At 37.2% G+C, this 17,520-nt stretch carries 15 protein-coding genes; 8 read left to right on the top strand and 7 right to left on the bottom strand.

What is annotated here, in order from left to right; translation table 11 throughout:
- Positions 1–81: 81 nt before the first annotated feature.
- Positions 82–1,035 (bottom strand): peptidylprolyl isomerase, encoded by a 954-nt coding sequence (locus ACFIMI_RS04425; protein ID WP_375611828.1) that lies wholly within the window; start codon positions 1,033–1,035, stop codon positions 82–84.
- Between the two features lie 435 nt (positions 1,036–1,470).
- Between ACFIMI_RS04425 and secA the strand changes: the two genes are divergently transcribed.
- The 4 genes from secA (at position 1,471) to prmC (ending at position 6,780) form a co-directional block, all read left to right on the top strand.
- On the top strand, positions 1,471–4,188 hold the full coding sequence (gene secA / locus ACFIMI_RS04420) for a preprotein translocase subunit SecA (RefSeq protein ID WP_375692276.1): 2,718 nt from the start codon (positions 1,471–1,473) through the stop codon (positions 4,186–4,188).
- A complete protein-coding gene (locus ACFIMI_RS04415) occupies positions 4,127–4,618 on the top strand; it encodes a Fur family transcriptional regulator (RefSeq protein WP_375611830.1) in 492 nt (163 codons plus the stop codon). The genes secA and ACFIMI_RS04415 overlap by 62 nt, the downstream gene beginning before the upstream one ends.
- A 222-nt stretch (positions 4,619–4,840) precedes the next feature.
- Positions 4,841–5,917: a peptide chain release factor 1 gene (gene prfA, locus ACFIMI_RS04410; RefSeq protein ID WP_375613296.1), complete on the top strand. Its 1,077-nt coding sequence runs from the start codon at positions 4,841–4,843 to the stop codon at positions 5,915–5,917.
- Complete coding sequence (prmC, locus tag ACFIMI_RS04405; RefSeq protein ID WP_375613295.1) at positions 5,914–6,780, top strand: peptide chain release factor N(5)-glutamine methyltransferase; 867 nt, start codon at positions 5,914–5,916, stop codon at positions 6,778–6,780. The genes prfA and prmC overlap by 4 nt, the downstream gene beginning before the upstream one ends.
- On the opposite strand, the gene nrdF is transcribed toward prmC, so the two are convergent.
- The 4 genes from nrdF to nrdH are packed head-to-tail and all read right to left on the bottom strand — an operon-like array spanning position 6,777 to position 10,517.
- Entirely contained in the window at positions 6,777–7,751 is a 975-nt protein-coding gene (gene nrdF / locus ACFIMI_RS04400) for a class 1b ribonucleoside-diphosphate reductase subunit beta (RefSeq protein ID WP_375611833.1), read from the bottom strand. The genes prmC and nrdF overlap by 4 nt on opposite strands.
- Positions 7,752–7,762: 11 nt before the next feature.
- Positions 7,763–9,913, bottom strand: coding sequence for a class 1b ribonucleoside-diphosphate reductase subunit alpha (gene nrdE, locus ACFIMI_RS04395; RefSeq protein WP_375611834.1), 2,151 nt, complete (start codon positions 9,911–9,913; stop codon positions 7,763–7,765).
- Complete coding sequence (gene nrdI / locus ACFIMI_RS04390; protein ID WP_375613294.1) at positions 9,895–10,293, bottom strand: class Ib ribonucleoside-diphosphate reductase assembly flavoprotein NrdI; 399 nt, start codon at positions 10,291–10,293, stop codon at positions 9,895–9,897. Before nrdI ends, nrdE begins: the two co-directional genes overlap by 19 nt.
- The gene (gene nrdH, locus ACFIMI_RS04385; protein WP_005774163.1) at positions 10,293–10,517 is read right to left on the bottom strand and encodes a glutaredoxin-like protein NrdH; all 225 of its coding nucleotides are present in this window, start codon (positions 10,515–10,517) and stop codon (positions 10,293–10,295) included. The genes nrdI and nrdH overlap by 1 nt, the downstream gene beginning before the upstream one ends.
- Before the next feature lie 680 nt (positions 10,518–11,197).
- Here nrdH and ACFIMI_RS04380 point away from each other — a divergent pair.
- The 4 genes from ACFIMI_RS04380 to ACFIMI_RS04365 all read left to right on the top strand — a co-directional run bounded on the left by ACFIMI_RS04380 (position 11,198) and on the right by ACFIMI_RS04365 (position 14,302).
- On the top strand, positions 11,198–11,950 hold the full coding sequence (locus ACFIMI_RS04380) for an ABC transporter ATP-binding protein (protein ID WP_375671917.1): 753 nt from the start codon (positions 11,198–11,200) through the stop codon (positions 11,948–11,950).
- Between the two features lie 3 nt (positions 11,951–11,953).
- On the top strand, positions 11,954–12,823 hold the full coding sequence (locus tag ACFIMI_RS04375; RefSeq protein ID WP_375613292.1) for a metal ABC transporter permease: 870 nt from the start codon (positions 11,954–11,956) through the stop codon (positions 12,821–12,823).
- A 10-nt stretch (positions 12,824–12,833) separates the two neighbouring features.
- Positions 12,834–13,751, top strand: coding sequence for a metal ABC transporter solute-binding protein, Zn/Mn family (locus tag ACFIMI_RS04370; RefSeq protein WP_375613291.1), 918 nt, complete (start codon positions 12,834–12,836; stop codon positions 13,749–13,751).
- A 371-nt stretch (positions 13,752–14,122) separates the two neighbouring features.
- The gene (locus ACFIMI_RS04365; RefSeq protein WP_375632276.1) at positions 14,123–14,302 is read left to right on the top strand and encodes a DUF4102 domain-containing protein; all 180 of its coding nucleotides are present in this window, start codon (positions 14,123–14,125) and stop codon (positions 14,300–14,302) included.
- A gap of 1,309 nt (positions 14,303–15,611) precedes the next feature.
- Here ACFIMI_RS04365 and ACFIMI_RS04360 read toward each other — a convergent pair.
- Together ACFIMI_RS04360 and ugpE are read right to left on the bottom strand one after the other, a co-directional pair.
- A complete protein-coding gene (locus tag ACFIMI_RS04360; RefSeq protein ID WP_375613290.1) occupies positions 15,612–16,658 on the bottom strand; it encodes a sn-glycerol-3-phosphate import ATP-binding protein UgpC in 1,047 nt (348 codons plus the stop codon).
- Between the two features lie 2 nt (positions 16,659–16,660).
- Positions 16,661–17,512 (bottom strand): sn-glycerol-3-phosphate ABC transporter permease UgpE, encoded by an 852-nt coding sequence (gene ugpE / locus ACFIMI_RS04355; protein ID WP_375613289.1) that lies wholly within the window; start codon positions 17,510–17,512, stop codon positions 16,661–16,663.
- Between the last annotated feature and the right edge of the window lie 8 nt (positions 17,513–17,520).

The raw sequence follows: 17,520 nt of genomic DNA, 5'->3' as shown, positions 1-17,520 counted from the left end.
CATAGAAAACTGCTAGGCTTTTTGAACAAAACTAACCTAGCAAATTATCTATTAAAGAGGCTATCTACTTATTTTTACTAGCTATTCCGTATCTTCTTCATCAGATGTCTCATCGGGAAGTAGCGTCCCATTTTGATGAAGCGATTCCATGATTTTTGTAACATTAGGATCAGGGTATTTCACATCTATCTTGCTACGCAAATCAACAATCAGTTCTTGATAGCGCTTTTTTATCAGCTGTGTCCGCAACATCTCTTTAACATCATCAAATGCAGGCGGTTGTTTTACACGACGATCTTCTAATTTAATAATATGCCAACCAAAAGGACTTTCAACGGGTTGTTTTGTGTATTCGCCAACTTTCAAACCAAATGCGGCATCTTCAAAAGGCTTGACCATTTGACCATGGCTAAAATAACCAAGATCACCCCCAACGGCAGCAGAACCATCTGTTGAACTTTTCTTTGCAATCTCTTCAAAATTTTCGCCTTTATTTAAATGCTTAATGATAGCTTCTGCTTCTTTTCTCGTTTTGACCAAAATATGACGCGCTTTAACCTCATCCTCTTTAGGTAAAGCAGCAACTTCTTGCTTATAAAGAGCTTCCAAATCAGTATCCGATATTTTATCAACAATCGCCTGTTTAAAATAAAGCTGTTGAAGAACATTGTCACGCATGACTGCCATACGTTTATCGTAAGCTTCTGTCTTATCAAGACCTTTGCTTCTTGCTGCTTTTGCGAGGGCCTGCATATCTAAATAAGCTTTTAGAACCATCATACGGCGTTGTTCATCAGGAAAACGTGCTAAATTAGGATTTATTTCAAGCGCTAAATCATCCAATTGGCCTGCTGTAATATTTTTCCCATCAATAACCGCCATAACATGAGAAGGAGAAACGGCTTTTTCAGAAGCTTTCTCTAAAGTCTTTAAATCACTCGACGATGAATTCAAACCTTCTTGAGCACTCACCCCTAAACTTGTACTTGCCAATAAAGTTGATGCTAAAAAAAGCGTGATAAAGTTAAATTTCATAAATATACTCCTTAAAAATGAAGGCAGGTTCAAGATTCCAATTTTCTTTACCATAACACTTTAATCTTTAAACATAGAGAAATAAATTAGTAATTTTATTTAAAAAAAGTATAAAATTATCCTTTTATCTCAGTTTCTCCAATCCTATCTAATGCAGATGAAAAACATGATAATAGAGAAAAATGACATATTGTATCTTAAATTACTTTGTATTGTATCAGTTAAATAGCATACTTAAAGTTGACATAAAGCGCTTAGCCTCTTATCTCTACTTTACAATTAGAGTGAAAAATTGCACACCAGCAAGTATAATGGTACCATCTGCATTTCATGATGTCACTAATGATATCAGATAATTTGAAGAAAATGTAGAGTATGGGGAGAGCGTATGAATTACCCAACAAGAGTGACAACAATTAAAAGAAAGGGCCAGAGATGGTCAGTTTAGGTGTTTTTGCCCGTAAGTTTTTTGGTTCAGCTCATGAGCGACATCTCAAAGCACTCCGCCAAAAAGTTGCACAAATTAATGCTTTGGAAGAACAATTCGTAAAATTAAGTGATGAGCAGCTTTGCCAAAAAACAGATGCCTTTCGTAAACGTCTTAGTGAAGGTGAGAGTGTTGATTTGCTCTTACCAGAAGCTTTCGCGACTGTTCGTGAAGCCGCAAAACGTGTTTATGACATGCGTCCTTTTGACGTGCAACTTATTGGTGGAATGGTCCTTCACGACTGCGGCATAGCTGAAATGCGTACTGGTGAAGGTAAAACATTAATGGCAACTCTACCAATTTATCTCAATGCATTGGAAGGTAAAGGCGTTCATGTTGTGACAGTAAACGATTATCTCGCCAGTCGTGATGCTGAAACAATGGGGAAAATTTTTAGTTTTCTAGGGCTTACAACAGGCGTGATTCTTCATGATCTTGATAGTGATGCCCGCCGAGAGGCCTATGCATGCGACATCACCTATGCCACAAATAATGAACTAGGTTTTGATTATTTGCGTGATAATATGGCCTTCGATCATAGTCAAATGGTCCAACGTGGACATCATTACGCAATTGTTGATGAAGTTGATTCGATTCTTATTGATGAAGCCCGTACCCCCCTTATTATTTCTGGTCCTCTAGAAGATCGTACTGACTTCTATAACCTTATTGATACATTTATTCCTGCCTTAACTCCAGAAGACTATGAAATAGACGAAAAACAAAAAACAACGACCTTTACCGAAGTTGGTACTGAAAAAATTGAAAAAATGCTCGAACAAGCTGGGCATCTTAAAGGTGAGAGTCTTTATGACATAGAAAATGTCGCTATCGTTCATCATGTCAATAATGCTCTAAAAGCTCATAAACTGTTTGCTCGCGATAAAGATTATATTGTTCGCAATGATGAAATCGTTATTATTGACGAATTTACAGGGCGAATGATGCCTGGGCGGCGTTATTCTGAAGGACTTCATCAAGCGTTAGAAGCTAAAGAGCATGTTGCTATTCAACCAGAAAACCAGACACTTGCTTCCATCACTTTCCAAAATTACTTCCGTATGTATAGAAAATTATCTGGCATGACTGGAACTGCAACAACAGAAGCCGAAGAATTCAGAAATATTTATGGTCTTGACGTTGTCGAAGTCCCTACAAATTTGCCAATACAACGTATTGATGAAGATGATGAGATTTATCGAACAGCAGAAGAGAAATATCGGGCAATTGTGCGTGATATCCGTCAAGCTCATGAAAAAGAACAGCCTATTCTTGTTGGAACAACCTCTATTGAAAAGTCAGAACAATTGGCAGAGCGTTTGCGAAAAGAAGGCATTACCGATTTTAGAGTCTTAAATGCTCGCTATCACGAACAAGAAGCATATATCATTGCGCAAGCAGGAGTTCCTAGAGCTCTCACCATTGCAACCAACATGGCAGGACGCGGTACGGATATACAGCTTGGTGGTAATGTTGAAATGCGCATCCGACAAGAGTTACAGGATATCCCAGAAGGTCCAGAGCGGACAGCTAAAATTGAAGAAATAAAAAAAGATGTTCAGAAGCTTAAAGAAAAAGCTTTAGCGGCTGGAGGGCTTTACGTTATCGCTACTGAACGTCATGAAAGCCGTCGTATTGATAACCAACTTCGTGGACGTTCTGGTCGCCAAGGCGATCCTGGTCGCTCAAAATTCTTTCTCTCTCTTCAAGATGATCTTATGCGTATCTTTGGCTCTAACCGTATGGATGGTATGCTGCAAAAACTTGGATTGAAAGAAAATGAAGCTATTATCCATCCATGGATTAATAAAGCCCTTGAAAAAGCACAAAAAAAGGTTGAAGCACGAAACTTTGAAATTCGTAAAAATCTGCTAAAATATGATGATGTCATGAATGATCAACGCAAGGTTATTTTTGAACAGCGTATGGAGGTCATGAACGCAGATGATTTATCAGAAATGATCCTTGAAATGCGCAATGAAGTCGTAGAGGATCTCGTAGAGGCTTATATTCCTTCAGGGACATATTCTGAAAAATGGGATGCAAAAACTCTTGAAGAAGAGCTTCAACAACTCTTTAATCTTGAGCTTCCAGTGGAAGAATGGGCAAAAGAAGATGGAATTGCCGAGGAGCAAATTCTAGAGCGTGTATCAGATGCTGTTACAAAACTTGAAAATGAGCGTACTGAACGATATTCTCCAGAAGTTATGGCTTATTTTCACAAAGCAGTATTGCTCGAAACTATTGACACGTTATGGCGTGAACATCTGGTGAGTTTAGACCATTTGCGTTCTGTTGTTGGTTTTCGTGGTTATGCGCAGCGGGATCCGCTCAATGAATATAAGACAGAATCATTTGAACTCTTTCAAAGTATGTTGAAAAATTTGCGCCGAATTGTCACTTCTAAGCTTATGCGCTTTGAAATCATTCAACACCCCACAGAACCGGCCATGCCTGAGCAAACTGATGCTGCTTCTTCTGTCTTTAATGATCAAAGTCAAGAAAATGCTCCCACCTTATGGGCACGATCACAAGAAAATAGATTTGTTAATCCACAAGATCGTGACCCTAACGATATAACCACATGGGGAAAAGTTGGACGTAATGAGCGTTGTCCTTGCGGTTCAGAGAAAAAATACAAACACTGTCATGGAGCCTTTGTTTGAAAAGCAAACTATGCAAATGAATAAAAAGCGAAATTATGAGCAAGAATTGCGCACAGCTGGTTTAAGAGTAACACGTCAACGACGAGTTATTCTTGATATTTTGACTGATACAAATGATCATCCTAATGCATTTGAAATTTTTCAGCGTGCAAACAAAATAGATTCGAATATTTCACTCTCAACTGTTTATCGAACCATGAAAATATTAGAAGGAAATGGAACAATTCATCGCCATAGCTTTAGTGGTGGTCCATCTCGTTTTGAGCAAGCAGATGGGCAACATCATGATCATCTCATTGATATAGAAACAGGACAAGTTATCGAGTTTCATTCTGATGTTATTGAAAAGCTGCAAGAGGAAATTGCAAAATCCCTTGGCTATGATATTATTCATCACCGCCTTGAACTTTACGGAAAAAAAAACTCTTAAAAAAGTAATCATATATCATTAGATAAAATACCTCAGGCAAATCAAATTTTATAAAAATTTACCTTTAAAATATAATAGTTTTCATTGGCAAAAAAAAAGAATTGCTTTATTACCCCTCTTTGTATGATGCTATACGGTAATTCATTGCCAATATTATAACAAACAATCATTGCAACAAAATATTATAAAAATTGTATTATGAAAAATTAGGCCAATATTATCATGGTTTCCTTGCCACAAGATCGTATGAGACAGCTTGAAAAGCGCTTTGAAATAATTGAAAGCCAAATGACGACGAATCCAAATGCTGAAACATATGTCAAATTAGCTTCTGAATATGCAGAACTACAACCCGTTATTACCTCTATACGCGCATTAAATGCTCTTTACGAAGAGATTACAGAATTAGAAACGATTATCAACGATAAACAAACAGATATAGAGATGCGTAATCTTGCCCAGGAAGAGCTACCATCGTTATATAAAAAAGTAGAGCAATTTGAAAAAGAACTCCAGATTCTGCTTTTGCCTAAAGATGTTGCTGATGAAAAAAACGCTATTGTTGAAATTCGAGCAGGAACGGGTGGCTCAGAAGCAGCACTTTTTTCCGGTGATCTTTTCCGCATGTATGAACGTTATGCCCATGCTCACAATTGGAAAGTAGAAGTTATTTCACTTAGTGAGGGGGAAGTTGGCGGATATAAAGAGATTATTGCTACCATTTCAGGAAAAGGTGTCTTTTCTAAATTGAAATATGAATCAGGGGTTCATCGTGTGCAACGTATCCCAGAAACAGAGACAGGTGGGCGTATCCATACATCTGCTGCTACCGTTGCTGTGCTTCCAGAAGCTGAAGATATTGATATTGATATTCGTCCTGAAGATATTCGTATCGACACAATGCGTGCATCTGGAGCAGGAGGACAGCATGTTAATACAACGGATTCAGCTGTTCGTATCACGCATATTCCAACAGGAATTATGGTCGTACAAGCAGAAAAATCACAACATCAAAACCGAGCACGAGCCCTTCAAATTTTACGGGCACGCTTATTCGATATCGAACGACAAAAAGCGGAAAGTGAACGTTCAGCTTCTCGTAAAAGCCAAGTTGGTTCTGGTGATCGCTCAGAACGTATTCGTACCTATAATTTTCCACAAGGACGTGTCACGGATCACCGTATTAATCTAACCTTGTATAAGCTTGATCGCATTCTAGAGGGAGATCTTGATGAGCTTATTCATGCACTCATCTCAGATCACCAAACAGCACTCCTGATGGAAATGGACAATAATTGAACAAATATTCTTTCAAAAATGTCATCCAACAAACTCAAGAAAAATTGCGCATGAAAGGAATTTCTGAAGCCAATCTCGATGCGAAAATACTCATTGAATGGATAACAGGAATAAATGCTGCTGAAAGAGTTTCTAAACCAGATATGCATCTATCTTCTGAGCATATTATACAAATAGAACAGGCTTTACAACGGCGTATTGCAGGCGAACCCGTTTACCGTATTATAGGAGCACGAGAATTTTATGGTATATCTTTTACATTATCTCAAGAGACGTTAGAACCACGCCCTGATACAGAAACGCTGATAGATCTTGTTCTCCCTTTTCTCCAAAAACAGATCGAAAATTCGAGAAGAACAACATTCCTTGATATGGGAACAGGAAGTGGCGCCATTGCCATTGCCATTCTTAAACAAATTCCCCAATCCTATGCAGTCGCTGTCGATATTTCTGAAGATGCCCTTAAAACAGCGACAAAAAATGCAAAAAATGCTGAAGTAGCACACCGCTTCACACCCCTTCTTAGCGACTGGTTTGATTCTGTCACAGATCGCTTTGATTTTATTGTTTCCAATCCACCTTATATCCCCGCAAAAGATATCAAAAAACTTGCAAAAGAAGTGCGCTTACATGATCCATTGCGCGCTCTTGTCGGTGGAAAAGATGGTCTTGATTTTTATCGAAAGCTCGCCCATGAAGCAGCCAACTACTTAAAAGAAAACGGCACTATCGCTGTTGAAATTGGTTACTCTCAAGAAAAAGAAGTTTGCAATTTGTTTGAAACAAATGGCTTCCAATGTTTAGAAATGCGCAAAGACCTCAGTGGAATACCCCGCGCACTTCTATTTGCATGCAAACATTAAAATTCCCAATCATCATCCGTGGTAGCAACCGCCTTGCCAATGACATAAGAAGAACCTGCCCCTGAAAAAAAGTCATGATTTTCGTCAGAGTTTGGTGATAAAGCTGCCAAAATAGCGGGATTAACACGACAAACCTCAGGGGGGAAAAGAGCTTCAAAACCTAAATTCATTAAAGCCTTGTTAGCGTTATAATGAAGAAAAATTTTAACATCTTCTGTCAATCCAAGCGCATCATAAAGATCTTCAGTATATTTGCACTCGATGTTATAAAGATCAAAGAGCAGGTTAAAAGCAAAATTTTTAATTTCTTGTCTTTTGGCTTCATCAAGCTTTGCAAAGCCCAATTGGAATTTATAACCTATATAATAACCATGGACCGCTTCATCACGAATGATCAGTCGAATGAGATCTGCTGTATTGGTTAACTTAGCGCGACTGGCCCAATACATGGGCAAATAAAAACCAGAATAAAATAAAAAGCTTTCCAGCAAAGTCGAAGCAATTTTTTTCTTAAGTGGATCATTTGCTTCATAACGCTCAAGTACTAATCTAGCCTTTTTCTGCAAATGAATATTTTCTTCTGACCATCTAAACGCATCATCAACTTCTACCGTCGAACAAAGGGTTGAAAAAATAGAGGAATAAGAACGTGCATGAACCGCTTCCATGAAGGCAATATTCGTCAAAACTGCCTCCTCATGCTCTGTTATCGCATCAGCCAGAAGCGAAATGGCTCCTACAGTGTTTTGAATTGTATCAAGAAGCGTTAGTCCTGTAAAAACACGAATCGTTAGCTTGCGTTCTTCATCCGTTAAGCTTGACCATGAGGGAATGTCATTGGAAAGTGGAACCTTCTCAGGTAACCAAAAATTCCCAGTTAAGCGGTTCCATACTTCAAGATCTTTCTCATCATGTAATCTATTCCAATTAACAGCGCACACAACAGGATTTTTGGTTGTAATCTTTGTCATATGATGATCTCCTATAAACTGCACGAAACACAGCCATCAACTTCTGTTCCACTTAATGCTACTTGCCGTAATCGTACATAGTAAATACTCTTGATACCCTTTTTCCAAGCATAAATTTGTGCGCGGTTAATATCACGTGTGGTCGCTGTATCAGGAAAAAATAATGTTAATGAAAGACCTTGATCAACATGCTGTGTTGCCGCAGCATAGGTATCTATAATTTTTTCAGGGCCAATCTCATAAGCATCTTGGTAAAAATTCAAATTCGTATTATCCATATAAGGAGCAGGATAATAAACGCGCCCAATTTTTCCCTCTTTGCGAATTTCGATTTTTGAAGCAATTGGATGAATGGAGGAAGTGGCATGATTAATATAGGAAATAGATCCCGTGGGAGGAACTGCCTGTAGATTGCGATTATAAAGCCCGTACTCAATAACTAATTTTTTGAGTTCCTGCCAATCCTTTTGATCTGGAATAACAATATTATTCCGTGCAAAAAGCTCTTGCACAAGCGCAAATTGCGGTTTCCATTCTTTTTCAATATATTTCTCGAAAAAACGTCCATCTGCATAAGCTGATTTTTCAAACCCTGCAAACATTTCTTGACGTTCGTGCGCAATTAAATTGGAAGCACGTATGGCGTGATATGTCACAATATAAAAATAGATATTGGTAAAATCAATCGCTTCTGGAGACCCATAATAGATCTGCTCACGCGCTAGAAACCCATGCAAATTCATTTGTCCCAAACCAATCGCATGACTTTCAGCATTGCCTTTCGCAATGGAAGGCACACAATCAATATTGCTCATATCCGAAACAGCAGTCAGAGCGCGAACAGCAGATTCCACGGTCTGTCCAAAATCAGGACTTTCCATTGCTTTGGCAATATTCATGGATCCAAGATTACAGGATATATCACTTCCAATCGTGCGATAAGTTAAATCTGTCTCCAGTTCACTCGCCTCACTCACCTGCAAAATTTCTGAACATAAATTGCTCATACTTATGCGCCCAGCTATCGGATTCGATCGATTAGCAGTATCCTCAAATAAAATATAGGGATAACCCGACTCAAATTGAATTTCCGCTAATGTCTGGAAAAAAACGCGTGCACTTATTTTCTTTTTACGAATCTTTGCATTATCAACAAAAGAACGATAATGCTCCGTTAAAGAAATATCGCTAAAGGGCTTACCTGTCACACGCTCGATGTCATACGATGAGAAGAGATACATATCCTCATTATTCCGTGCAAGCTCAAAAGTAATATCAGGAATAACGACACCAAGCGAAAGCGTTTTAATTCTAACTTTTTCATCAGCATTTTCACGCTTTGTATCCAAAAACTTCATAATATCTAAATGATGAGCATGCAAATAAACAGCTCCCGCCCCCTGTCGTGCCCCAAGCTGATTGGCGTAAGAAAAAGAATCTTCCAAGAGTTTCATCACCGGTAAAACACCTGAGGACTGATTTTCTATTTGCTTAATTGGTGCCCCTGCTTCCCGCAAATTCGTTAAACAAAGCGCCACACCTCCACCACGTTTTGAAAGCTGCAAAGCCGAATTAACCGAACGACCTATCGATTCCATATTATCTTCAACACGTAGCAAAAAACACGAAACCAATTCACCTCGTTGTTTTTTCCCAGCATTTAAAAATGTTGGTGTTGCCGGTTGAAAACGTCCTGTAATAATTTCATCCACAAAACTTTCAGCAAGAGCTTTATTCCCTTGTGCCAAATATAAAGCTACAAGACAAACGCGATCTTCATAACGTTCAAGATAACGTTTCCCATCAAAAGTCTTCAGTGTATAGCTGGTATAATACTTAAATGCGCCTAAAAAGGTAGGAAAACGAAATTTAAATGCATAAGCACGTTTAAAAAGCTTTTTAATAAAAGAAAAATCATAAAGCTCAAATAAAGCTTTTTCATAATAACCTTCCTCTATTAAGTAATCTATTTTTTCCTTCAGGTTATGAAAAAAAACTGTATTTTGATTAACATGCTGAAGAAAATATTGCCGCGCAGCAAGCCGATCCATATCAAATTGAATATGACCATTTTCATCATAAAGATTAAGCATTGCATTCAACGCATGATAATCAGTAATCTGATCCGATTTCTGCGATTGTCCTATACCAATTGTTTCCAAAATCTTTCCAATCCCTTTTTTACATAAATAACGTCTTCATCAGTTCCACGCAGCTCAAAACGATAAAGGCAAGGTACACAACATTTTTCAGCAATAATTTTACTTGCTAGATTATAATAGCGACCAAAATTACGATTCCCACCGCCAATAACACCACAAATTAATTTTCGGTTCTCAGCTTCATTAAGAAACTGGACAACGGCTTTCGGCACGGCCCCTCTTCCTTCACCATCTGCATATGTAGGAACAACCAATACATAAGGTTCACCAACCAATGCAGAAGGCTTTCTTTTATCAATTTTGAAGAGTCTTTGCCCAAGCTGCGAGACAAAATGTTCTGTATTACCCGTTGCACTCGAATAATAAACAATAAGCCCCATTAAGCACAAAGACCACTAATCATATCTGGTCTAAAACCAGACCAATGATTTTCACCACAAACAACGACAGGAACCTGACGATACCCCAGAGATTGAACAAAACTGTATGCTTGTTCATCACAGGAAATATCAACAACACGATAATGAATGCCTTTTGCATCAAAAGCGCGGCGTGTAGCATCACATTGGACACAAGATGGTTTGCTATAAATAGTGATCGACATTTTCTTCAACTTTCACAATTCCAAACAATCAACCCTGAAAGGTCAATCTAATAATTTTATAGGTACTCAAGAATAACAAAAAATAGAAATTGTACGCAAAACATGTGGTTATTTTCAAATAATACACAGCTTCCTGAACATAACAGAATTCCTCATCAAATAACTTCAAAAACTATGATGAGAATAAGCGATTATTCTACAACTTAAATGGCAAAGCCCCCTAGTTATAAAACAATCTTTTGCTTGCATTACAATTCCCTCCTGCTGTCTAAAAAACTAATGTTCTAAACTACTGTTTTTCAAGAGCTCTGTTTGCTCTTTTACGGCAAAAATCAATTACAAAAACGAAAGGAAATCCTTCCAAAAGAGACCCTTCAGTAAAAATACTGCTATACCTTTGGCCAATAAACTCTTTACAATAATGGAAATAACTTAGATACCAAACGAAACACACTAACACCCTCTCTTGTGCTTATTTAGAATCACCAATCATTTTGATACTATATATAGTATATACTCTCTCTCTTTCGTCAAGGTGAATTCAATTATTATTTTTAATTTTCCACGATCTTCCCACTAAAATTTTCAGTACTCAAAACTATGTAATAATATAACATTTTGTTGACAAACGTTATATTATTACATAGTTTCCAAAATAATAAGCAACGATGGTAAAAAATATGGATCTGCACTTCAATAAAACAACATTAGGCTATAGGAATAGAATAGCAATAAAGAACTTTTCAGCAAAGTTAAAAGCTGGTTCATTGGTTGCAATAACAGGTGATAATGGCGCTGGAAAATCGACACTGCTAAAAGCCATCGCCGGATTGATTAAACCTCTTAAAGGAAAAATTACAAAACCAAAAAAAAGCCGCATTGCTTATCTTGCTCAGCAATGTAATATAGATCAAACATTTCCAATTGATGTGAAAACGCTTGTAAAAACAGGACTGTGGTCTTTTTGTGGATTATGGAAGAATCAGCGCCCTTATGATTCTAAGATTCAAAATGCTCTTAAAATGGTTGGGCTTACAGAACTCGCACCCCGTTCGCTTGAAACATTATCAGGCGGGCAATTACAACGCGCTCTTTTTGCACGTATCATTGTACAAGATGCCAATATTATTTTACTTGATGAACCTTTCAATGGTGTAGATCATAATACCCAAAAAGACCTTCTTGCTCTGATCACATACTGGCAACAGCAAGGACGCACAATTCTCACCGCACTCCATAACCCTCTCATCGTGCAAGAATTTTTCCCCCAAATGATTCAAATTGATCAACAAAACGCCTTTTATGGAGAAACAACACAGTTTTTAAACAACACCCTTCATCACGTTATGCCACCTCTCACATCCAATTCTTTACCTATTAGCGCACAAAAACAAAATCTTCTCATCAATGATCCTCTCTTTCTTAGGTTATAAGACGTGTATGCATTTTTTCTTGCCCCCTTTGTTGATTTCCAATTTATGCAAAACGCCCTTATCGGTTCTATTTTTCTGTCTATTAGCGCTTGTCCTGTTGGTGTGTTTTTGATGCTCCGTGGAATGAGCTTGACAGGAGATGCTATCTCTCATGCCATTCTTCCTGGTGTTGCAATTGCTTTTCTGATTTGTGGTTTTTCCCTCATATCTATGACACTTGGTGGTATCTTCGCTGGTCTTATTGTTGCTTTAGCAACCATTTTGATTTCACGAAACAGCTTTCAGAAAGAAGATGCATCCATGACCGTCTTTTATCTTATTGCACTCGCGGCAGGTGTTATTATTATCTCACTGAAAGACTCAACAATTGAGCTGCTTCATCTCTTATTCGGATCGGTTCTTGCACTTGATGCACAAGCCCTTTGGTTAATCACTACTATAATGCTGATTACACTCTGCAGCCTTTGTATTTTTTGGCGTGCACTCGTTTTAGAAAGCTTTGACCCCCTCTTTTTTAAATCACTCTCTCCATTGAGTAAATATATTCATATTTCATTGCTTGGACTTGTGGTGCTGAATCTGGTTGGAGGCTTTCAATCACTAGGAACATTACTTTCCGTTGGTATTATGATGATTCCAGCCATTACAGCCCGTTTTTGGTTTTCACGGCTAGGCCCTATTTGCGCGCTTTCCACTCTTTTTGGAATCATTTCTAGCGTATGTGGTCTCCTGCTTTCTTTTCATCTTTCACTTCCCTCCGGCCCTGCTATCATCATTGCCGCAGGATTTATTTATCTTGTTTCCTGTTTGATAAGTCCACGTGGCTTTATTGTAACATGGTTTCCCCACCTCTTTTATACCTCCTCACTTTAAGGAAAAAAATGTGCCTAAGTTTGCTCAAAAATTTGTTCTTCTTGGAGCTTTATTGCTTGCCCTTTCTCCATTTTCTGCTTCTGCACACAATAAAATCAAAGTTGTTGCGAGCTTTTCTATTCTTGCAGATCTCGTAAAAAATGTAGGAGACAACCATATCTCTATGACCACTTTTGTAGGTCCCAATGCGAATACTCACACTTATGAACCTACCCCCCATGATGCTCAGGCTCTTAGAAATGCTCAAATTATTTTCATCAACGGGCTTCATTTAGAAGGATTTATTGATCGCCTCATTACAGCAAGTGGTACAAAAGCACTTCTTGTCGAAGTTAGCGCTAACATTCCCTCCCTCAAAATGAAAAATCAAGAACATAATGCCCATCACCACCACAGCGTTATTGATCCACACGCTTGGCAAACAATTCCCAATGTCAAAATCTATGTGAAGAATATCGCTGCTGCTTTTTGTAAAATCGATCCACAATCCTGTACCAGCTACAAAAAAAATGCCGAAACCTACATCCAAAAACTTAAAATAGCACAAGATACCCTGAAAACAAAAATTGCTACCATTCCTAAAGATAAACGTATCATTATCACATCTCATGATGCCTTTGGCTATTTTGCCAAGGAATATGGTTTTACTATCCTTGCCCCTCAAAGTGCTTCAACAGAAACTGAAGCAACCGCAGCCGATGTTGCTAAACTTATAAAACAAATTAAAGCGAATAAAGCAACTGCCCTATTCGTTGAAAATATCTCTAATCCCCGTCTCATAAAACAGATTGCAAAAGAAACAGGTTTAACAATTGGTGGAACACTTTATTCTGATGCATTGTCAAACAAAAATGGCCCTGCAGCAACTTATCTCGATATGATGGAACATAATGTAAATACCATCATTGACGCTATCACAAAACATTAAGATCTTCTATAAAAGAGATAAAAAAGAGTTCATAAAATCGTAAGTCTATGATTATGTTACTAATGATACCCCAACAGCTATAATTGATAACATTGATATGAAATAAAGTTACTTTTACAGAGAAATTTATACTCTATAGATTCTAAGATAGATAAAGTAAGTGGATTTATTGCCTCATGGTGCCCAAACTGTCAGCAGTAAGCATTCTATTTTTCAATGCTTCTTTTACAATAACTCTCGACACTTGAAACGATTCATAAGAAGAATTTGGTGTCTCTTTCTTAAAGTATTTTTATCTATCCAACTTCATTTATAACATGCAAGTAGAATTAGTGTATGAATAAAAACCACTTGAAGAAAAAATGCCTCTTATGAAGAGTCTCAACACAATAATTGTTGCAATGTTGGAGACTGAAAGAGAGTATGATGATGGCCCCAGCTTGCATTTTTATAAGCATAAAGATGGCGATACACAATGGATTTTATGTTATACTACTTATAAACGACTGCGTGAAAAAATAGTTGGAACAACCTTGCAAGATATTTTTTAAAAAAAGTGCGTAAATTGGCAACCCAATAGCCTTCTGTTTAGGTATTCTGTTTTGTATGAGAGATGCAATTCTATTACGTAAAAAAATGTGTTCGGCAATACTTAATCGCCATTATGTAAGAGACACTGGCTCAGATGTTTTTGAAAATTGCAATACTAAATTAAAAGATGATGCTAAAGACAGAATCTATTTTTTATTTGATGCTTTCATATTCTCCCTAAATTAAGCTGTCTCCTCATTTTAGAAATTACACAAGCAGATAAGCTTATTCTACTTTGGCATACAAAACTGAATACAGCACTGAACCGTCTTCATATTTGTCTCAAACATACTGCTGTATAAAGTTTAGGTTGATTTATAAGCAACAAAAAGCACGCGCTTTATAAGAAAGTAATATCATAAAACCATTAATAAACTGGCAATATATTGAAAAAATATACCAGATTTTATACAATGCTTTGTAAAACAATAACATAACTGTCTTTGTCTCTGCTGATTCTTATAGGTATTCGCATCGATCCTTTATGTTATATTCATAAAGATCTGTTTGAGGATGATCTATAGGCAATTTTTAACTCAAGAATATAGAAAAGATCGATGAGATGTTACAGATGTGTTTCATCTGCTTTTATCGCTAAAAGTAATGAAAATTCTAAAACAAGCACGCCTTCTATCTCTCAGTGATTTTTTGCAACTTATCAGATACCCTTGTTGAGAATTGCATAGTGATTTACATGAGAAAAAATAAACTTGCAGCATGCGCGCATAGGTTTCTCTCTAATTTATGTGATTGGTAAAAAAAACAAATGCTTCTTATAGGAGCTCTGAAACTATTTTAGATCATATGGCCAGCGGTAAAATAGAATGCGCCTATTCTCGTAGAGATTATTTAGAACAGCATCGTATTTTGTGCATCAAATAGACTTCTTATGTTAGGGATCAAAGCTCAGATATGGGGCGCATCCTCCCTTATCTGTGACTCATTTTTTCTCTCTATTTCTCTCATTTACTTTTATAATACACATAAATTATTACATCAAGAAACATATGATAATATGTTGTTTTTTTATAATGAAAATGATGTTTGAAAATTATATTCTTCTTACAGACCGTGAAAATGCAAAATTTCTTCATATAAATGTTTTGACATTCTCAGCGCCACGGAACAATAGATCATTACCAAAACTGTTAAAATTTTGTTTTTAATCCCATCGGTTACAACCTGAGTTTGTAAATGTAATTGAGCAAGTCAAAACACACCATTATCATGACGCAGCATAAAAGAGAGTCGTATCACATCAATTAATGCTTACTTATTATTTGTGCGCTTTCCTGTGTTTTTATTAAAAGTATGAAAATTCTGATGAGCAACAGTGAAACTTAGTTTTTGACCATAGTCGTGTGTCAAGCGTTCTTTTATTTCAATCGTAAAGATGATACCATTCCAACGCGTTAAAACATGGCAACCTGTTCCAATAAGCTTGATAAGCTCAATTTTTGTGTGAAAGACAGGCCCTTTATCTGGATGTTCGCCCAATAAGATTATTTCAGGTCTGAATGCTAAAAGATCAGTTTCTTCACCATAAGAAAATGAATGCCCTAAATGTTGTTCTAAGACATAGCGATCAAGAAAATTCATAGGAGGAGAACCAATAAAATCAGCAACAAATGTTGTTGCTGGAGTATCGTAAATTTCCATTGGTGTTCCAATTTGCTCGATAGCTCCTTTATTCAAAACGACTATTCTATCAGCTAATGTCATAGCTTCTAGTTGATCATGGGTAACATAGAGGCTCGTTGTTCCTAATGAACGCTGTAGTGTTTTTATTTCAATACACATTTGCGCCCGTAATTTTGCATCAAGATTTGAAAGAGGTTCATCAAAGAGAAAAACACGGGGTTGACGTACAATCACACGCCCCATTGCAACACGCTGACGTTGTCCTCCTGATAATTGTCGTGGTTTACGATCAAGAAATGGTTCTATCTCCAAAAGCTTTGCAGCATGTGCGATACGTTTTTTAATTTCTTCTTTAGGAGTTTTACGATTTTTAAGACCATATTCTAAATTTCCACGAACTGTCATATGGGGATAAAGGGCATAATTTTGAAAAACCATAGCGATATCACGATCAGCTGGTTCACGATCATTGATACATTCGTTATCAATGCATAATTCACCTGAGGTAACTTGTTCAAGTCCTGCTATAATACGTAATAAGGTCGATTTTCCGCACCCTGAAGGACCGACAAGAACAAGAAGTTCTTTATCGGCAACAGTTAAGTTTAAATCATCAATGACCAGAATGCCGTTGTCATACTGTTTTTTTATATTTGATAACTGGATTATGGCCACAATTACTTCTCCGTTTCAATAAGGCCTTTGATAAAAAGCCGCTGCATGAAGATAACAACAAGAACAGGGGGAACCATGGCAACAACCGATACTGCCATGAGTATATTCCATTGAGGATCATGTTGAAGTGATTCGACAATAAGCTGTTTTAAAATAATAAGGATCGTTTGATGATTTTGATCCGTTGTGATGATAAGAGGCCAGAGATATTGTATCCATCCATAAATGAACATAATGATAAATAAAGCAGCAATATTGCTTTTACTAAGAGGAAGAAGAATATCCTTAAAAAATTTAACTGGACCTGCACCATCAACACGTGCCGCCTCTAAGAGTTCATCTGGAACAGTCAAAAAAAACTGGCGAAATAAAAATGTAGCGGTCGCAGATGCAATAAGTGGAATAATCATTCCACTATAGGTGTTGACCATCCCCAATTTTGCAACAATCTCATAGGTTGGAAGAATACGAACTTCGACAGGGAGCATCAATGTAACAAAAATAAGAACAAAAGCAGTTTTTCGGAAGGGAAAGCGCATGTAAATAATTGCATAAGCAGACAAAAGTGAAATAATAATTTTTCCAACGCTAATCCCAAGAGCCATAATGAATGAATTCATTAAGAGTGGCCAGAGGTTGGGCAAACCCAGCTGTGCAAGGCCATCACCAAAGATTGTTTTATAATTTTCCAGAGCATATTTCCCAGGCAAAAGAGGAAGTGTTCCTGAGTTAAATGCTGCTGAACTATGAGTTGATGCAATGATAGCAACATAAACTGGAAAGCAAATAATGATAATACCAACAATGAGAATAATATGGGTTAGAAATTTCAAAACAGGGCGATTTTCAACCATAATTTGTT

The sequence above is a fragment of the Bartonella sp. AP4SXKL genome, from assembly GCF_042195845.1.
In the GTDB taxonomy this organism is placed as follows: Bacteria; Pseudomonadota; Alphaproteobacteria; order Rhizobiales; family Rhizobiaceae; genus Bartonella.
Note: the sequence above shows the minus strand (reverse complement) of the source record. Positions and strands in the feature narration are given on the sequence as shown.